The organism is Polynucleobacter sp. 39-46-10, from assembly GCF_002282275.1.
Genome location: NZ_NCJB01000417.1, coordinates 1 through 1,790, shown reverse-complemented (window position 1 = coordinate 1,790; position 1,790 = coordinate 1). Strand labels below are relative to the sequence as shown.

Genomic DNA, 1,790 nt, shown 5'->3' with positions numbered 1-1,790 from the left:
CTCAGCCTGATACTGGTGAGCAGGCATTGGAAATTGCAGATGCATTGGTGCGTTCAGGCTCAATCGATTTAATCGTGATCGACTCAGTAGCAGCCTTGGTGCCAAGAGCAGAAATTGAAGGCGACATGGGCGATTCATTGCCAGGTCTGCAGGCGCGCTTGATGAGTCAGGCATTACGTAAATTAACTGGCGCAATTAAGCGTACGAACACTACAGTCATTTTCATTAACCAAATTCGAATGAAGATTGGTGTGATGTTTGGCTCCCCTGAAACCACTACTGGTGGTAATGCGCTGAAGTTTTATGCTTCTATGCGTCTAGATATTCGTCGCATCGGCAGTATTAAGAAGGGCGACGAAGTGGTCGGCAACGAGACTCGCGTGAAGGTAGTGAAGAATAAGGTCTCACCTCCATTCCGCGAAGCCATCTTTGACATCATGTACGGCGCCGGCATTTCTAGAGAAGGTGAAATTATTGATATGGGTGTTGAAGCCGATATCGTAGAAAAATCAGGCTCTTGGTATAGCTATAACGGTGATCGCATTGGTCAAGGAAAAGATAATGTGCGCGAGTTCTTAAAAGAGAACCCAGCCATTGCACAAGATATTGAATCGAAGATTCGTGCGAAATTGGGTGTCAAAGCTGGCACAGCAGTAGTGAGCGATGTTTTGAGTGAAGAAGAGGAAGCGTAATTCTTCAATGTCAGAATTAGGTAGCACTGTTAAGAAAAGTAAAAAACAAAGCCCGAGTCTCAAAGCTCGGGCTTTGCGCCTTTTGTCTATGAGAGAGTACAGTCGCAAAGGGCTGGCCGCAAAGCTCGAAGAGTCTGCCGCAAGGATGTTGAAGTTCCAGACTCCCGCAGAGGATTCTGAGGTGCTTGAGTCAGTCATTCCGTTGACCACACAAATTGAAGCCGTTTTAGATGATTTTGAGGCTCGCGGTTGGTTGTCTGACCAGCGCTTTGCAGAGGCTCTGGTCCGACGCCGTAGCGAGCGCTTTGGAACACGAAAAATACAGGACGAACTTGCTCAGGCCGGGGTGGATAGTGCAAAGACCATCGATCTCCTCAGGAATCTCAAGGAAACCGAATACCAGCGTGCCCATGACTTGTGGTTGCGCAAGTTTGGTGCATTGGCAATTGAACAAAAAGAGCGGGCGCGCCAATATCGATTTCTGGCCTCCAAGGGCTTCAGTTCTGATGTAGTCTCCAAGGTGGTCGCAGGACGCCCTGACTAGGGCAATTACGGAGCCAAAAACCCCAAGTTGATGCAATGCAGCATGATAGACTTACAAAGTCGGGTAAAACGCTCGCCATTTTTTGGTTGGAAAGAAAAAACCAAAAGCAGGCGGCTGGTTTTATACATTCTTATCGCTTGCTAAAAAAGACACCGTTTCGGAGTAATTATGAAAATTCACGAGTACCAAGGCAAAGAACTTTTGCGCCAATTTAATGTGCCTGTTCCAAATGGCATACCTGCATTTAGCGTTGATGAGGCTATTAAAGCTGCCGAAAAGCTAGGCGGCCCAGTTTGGGTTGTTAAAGCACAGATTCATGCAGGTGGTCGCGGTAAGGGTGGTGGTGTGAAATTAGCTCGCAGTATGGACGAAGTGAAAAAGTACGCTTCTGAAATTTTGGGGATGCAGTTGAAGACCCACCAAACTGGCCCAGAAGGTCAAAAAGTAAATCGCCTCTTGATTGAAGATGGCGCTGACATCAAAAAAGAGTATTACTTCAGTATCGTTACTGACCGCGGAACACAAAAGAATGTGATCATGGCGTCCAGCGAAGG

3 protein-coding genes are annotated in these 1,790 nt (G+C 47.2%); all 3 read left to right on the top strand.

The window, feature by feature from the left end; translation table 11 throughout:
- The coding region (recA, locus tag B7X71_RS16325; RefSeq protein WP_293601505.1) for a recombinase RecA at positions 1-692 on the top strand (692 nt) is incomplete at its 5' end.
- A 7-nt stretch (positions 693-699) separates the two neighbouring features.
- Positions 700-1,236 carry a recombination regulator RecX gene (recX, locus tag B7X71_RS16320; protein WP_293599169.1) on the top strand — a complete coding sequence of 179 codons (537 nt, stop codon included), beginning with the start codon at positions 700-702 and terminating at the stop codon, positions 1,234-1,236.
- A gap of 168 nt (positions 1,237-1,404) precedes the next feature.
- Positions 1,405-1,790: ATP-grasp domain-containing protein (locus B7X71_RS16315; RefSeq protein ID WP_293601504.1), on the top strand; the 386-nt coding region annotated here is incomplete at its 3' end.